The sequence below is a fragment of the Enterococcus sp. 6D12_DIV0197 genome (assembly GCF_002174385.1).
In the GTDB taxonomy this organism is placed as follows: domain Bacteria; phylum Bacillota; class Bacilli; order Lactobacillales; family Enterococcaceae; genus Enterococcus_D; species Enterococcus_D casseliflavus.
In genome coordinates, this window is the sequence record NZ_NIBN01000001.1 from 947,114 (window position 1) to 948,505 (window position 1,392).

2 protein-coding genes are annotated in these 1,392 nt (G+C 28.9%); both read left to right on the plus strand.

Annotated features, from left to right (window positions below; all coding sequences use genetic code 11):
* A partial coding sequence (locus A5867_RS18050) for a hypothetical protein (protein ID WP_212648489.1) occupies positions 1-193 on the plus strand: 193 nt, incomplete at its 5' end.
* Between the two features lie 242 nt (positions 194-435).
* Positions 436-1,164, plus strand: a complete 729-nt coding sequence (locus A5867_RS04565; RefSeq protein WP_170927495.1) for a LytTR family DNA-binding domain-containing protein — start codon at positions 436-438, stop codon at positions 1,162-1,164.
* The last annotated feature ends 228 nt before the right edge of the window (positions 1,165-1,392 follow it).

Here is a 1,392-nt window from a genome sequence, read left to right on the forward strand (position 1 = left end):
AGAGTTTTCACAAATAACTTTGCCGAATGCTGAAACAATCTGTCGAGATTGTGAACATAATTTATATTGTAACAGATGTATTTTGAGGGGGCTACAAAAAGCTGGTGAGAAAAGGGAAGACTGTATTTGGTATAAAAATTATATCTCGAATGAATTAAAATCAATATTTAATGTACCATTAGAGACTCCATAATAGGTTGATGGATAGTTTCTTCGATTGTTCAGTAATGATCGAAAATAATGATAATATACATGGTTTTTTATATTAAATGAATTTTATTTTGGTAAATGGTTTTTTCTCTTCTATCACTTGATATATAATATGTGGTAAACATCAGAAGCTTACAACATATTTTAATAGACTATTTGTCAAGCATACAAACTTCTCTAGTAAAGATGAATACTATATCAAAGATGTTTGAAAGTGGTGATAGCTTGGAAAAATTTAAAGTGGCAATTTGTGATGATGTACCACTAGTAACTAGCGTATTGGAAAACTATCTGGCAGGATTTCCTAATTGTATATTCGAATGTGATTGTTTTAACAATGGCGATCGTTTGAAAAAAATGTTAAAAAAAGATAATTATCATATTTATTTATTAGATATCGATTTACCTGATTCATCTGGTATAGAAATTGCCCGTGAGATTAGGAAATATGATTTAAATGCTTATATTGTCTTCATTACCTCCTATGAAGATTACATGCAAGATGTATTTGAGGTAAATACTTTCGATTACTTGTTAAAGCCGATTGACAAAGAGAATTTATTCCAAACATTAGAACGGATACTAATCTATATAAAAAACGATGATACAAAGTTTACATACTTTAAAAAGAACTCCTGCTGTTTTGTTGCTATGAAAGATATTGTATATTTTGAGAAACAAGGGAGATATGTTGTCTTATATACTCAACAGTATTCTGATAAATTTATAATGACAACAGGAAAATTATTGGAAAGGTTAAATAAAAATTTTGTTCAAATTCATACTTCTTATATTATTAATTTGAATTTTTTAAAAAGAATCAAGGGTGACCAAATACTTCTTGATATTGACCCGCTGTCATCGTCCACAGTCTCAACGCTTCGAGTAAGTAGAAAATATAAAAAGAGTACTAAGAATATGATCTGTCTCTTATACACATCTAGATGTGTATAAGAGACAGACTAAGAATATGATTATGGACTTTATGGAGGCAAGATAAGAATATGATTTATATTATTTTAGTATTTTCAACATTACACATCTAGATGTGTATAAGAGACAGGAATATGATTATGGACTTTATGGAGGCAAGATAAGAATATGATTTATATCTGTCTCTTATACACATCTAGATGTGTATAAGAGACAGACATAGCTGATTCTGTTTCGATAATTAGAGAG